Below are 2,255 nucleotides of genomic sequence, written 5' to 3' on the forward strand. Positions count from 1 at the left end.
GGGCCAGGTGTACATCGAGGGTAGCGGCCTGGCCTATGGCTATGTCGGCCGTGCCGCCGCCACCGCCGAGCGCTTCGTGCCCAATCCGTTCGGTGCTGCGGGCAGCCGTCTGTATGCCAGCGGCGATCTAGGTCGGCACGACATCCATGGCCGGTTGCTGTTCCTGGGCCGCAGTGATCGGCAGATCAAGCTCAACGGCCACCGCATCGAACTGGGCGAGATCGAGAAGACCCTACTCGCCTTGGAGGGTGTGACTCACGTGGTTGCGGGCGTGCATCGCCAACCCGGCGCAAGCGACATGGTCTATGCCTGCGCCGCCGTCTCAGACGCAGCCGACGCCTCCGCATTGCTGACAGCGCTGCGTCAGCGACTGCCGGCCTACATGGTGCCTAGCCGCTTGCTGGTGACGAGGGCTGTGCCGTTGACGGTGTCGGGCAAGGTCGACCATGCTGCGATCCTAGCCGCGCTGTCCGATCAGGCAACCGAGCAGACTCATCGCACGCCGGAAACCGCGCTGCAACAGGCAGTGGCCACGCTCTGGGAAGAACAGTTCCAGCGGACGAAGATCGGCCTGGACGACGACTTCTTCTCGGTCGGTGGGCACTCGATCGCAGCGATCCGCTTCATTGCCCGCTTCAATGCCCTGTTCAGTGCCGATGTCGCCCTGGTCGTGCTGCTCGATCATCCGCAGCTGGAAGCGTTCTGTCGTCAGGTGGATGCCGAAGGCGCGCTGGAGTATCGCGGACAGGCCCAGCCCCCGTCGACGCACCTGCTGCAGGCGACGCTGCCGCTGTCGGTGCACCCTGACGATGAAGGTCCGCTGTCGTTTGCGCAGTCGCGTCTGGTGTTTCTGCAACTGCTGGACCCCGCGTCCAGCCAATACAACATGCCGTATGCGTATCGGATCGACGCGGCATTGGGTCTGTCTGCGCTGCGCCGGGCACTGGAGTGGCTGGTGGAGCGCCATGCCATCCTGCGTACCGGTATCCACCTAGTCAATGGAGAACCGGTGCAACGGATTCATCCCGCCGGGGAGGTGGACCTCGGTGTGCACGACCTGCGCCACCTGCGGGTTGAAGATGCCGAAGGTGTTCTGGCAACCACGTTGCAGCAGTGCATCCGCGTACCGTTCCGGCTCGCACAAGGGCGCATGCTGCGCAGCGATGTGTTCCAGATGCCCGATCAGCGGACCGTGTTGCTGCTGAACCTGCATCACATCGCCAGCGATGGCTGGTCGATGGGCATCGTACTCGGCGAACTGTCCACGGCATACGCTGCTTTTGCTGACCAAGGTCGTGCACCGGCACTGCCAAGCCTGCCGTTGCGCTATCTGGATGTTGCGGCATGGGAGCACAGCCGCGTGCGTGGTGACGATGATGCGGACATTGCTTATTGGCAGCAGCAGCTGGCCGATGCTCAGGATCTCGCCACACTGCCACTGGATCGTCCGGCCACCGATGCGCCGACCGGTGAGGGCGATACGCTGATGCTGGCGTTGCCGGATGGGCTGGCCAATGCCCTGCGCGGCCTGTCGCGGGAGGAGGGGGCCAGCCGCTACGCGGTGTCCTTGGCCGCCTTTGCTGCATGCCTGGCACGCTGGAGCGGACGCCAGCAGGTCAGCGTGGGCACGCCCACCGCAAATCGCGAAGACGTCGCAACCCATTCGCTGGTGGGCTTTTTCGTCAACATGCTGGTGATGCGGCTGGACGTGAACGAGGCGGACAGCTTCCGACAGTTGGTCCGGATGGCAAAGCGTGTCTCGCGGGAGGCACAGGCGCACCAGGGCGTACCTTACCAACAGTTGGTCGAACGGCTGACGCCCAGCCAGCGGATGCAGCGCTCGGCCCTGTTCCAGATCGTGTTTTCCTACGAGACTGCCGAAGAGGCCAGCCAGCCGATTCGGTTCGGGGGACATGCCGCAGTGATGGAGCCGCTGCCGCACCGGACCGCCAAGTTCGACCTCACGGTGAACATGGTCGAGAGCGGTGATGAACTGTTGCTCGTGGCCGAGTACGCATCGGACGTATTTGAGCGCGCACGCATCGAAGCGATCTGCGCGCAGTACCGCGACACGCTGGAGGCAGTGCTGTCCGCACCGGACGTTGCGCTGGCTGCATTGTTCGCGCCTGCGCAACTGCAGGAGGCACTGCCGGTGGCTCGCCACTGCAGCGCCGACCTGTTTGCGCGTCTGCAGGCGCATCCGCCACAGGCGATCGCCCTGCAGGGCGAAACCGTGCTGGACTACGCCACGCTGT

The 2,255-nt window shown here is 64.7% G+C and carries 1 protein-coding gene; it reads left to right on the forward strand.

Annotated elements, in window-relative coordinates; all coding sequences use genetic code 11:
- On the forward strand, positions 1–2,255 hold a 2,255-nt coding region (locus EO141_RS05785), incomplete at both ends, for a condensation domain-containing protein (protein ID WP_164739087.1).

It is taken from the genome of Xanthomonas sp. BRIP62415, assembly GCF_003993515.1.
Taxonomy (GTDB): domain Bacteria; phylum Pseudomonadota; class Gammaproteobacteria; order Xanthomonadales; family Xanthomonadaceae; genus Xanthomonas; species Xanthomonas euroxanthea.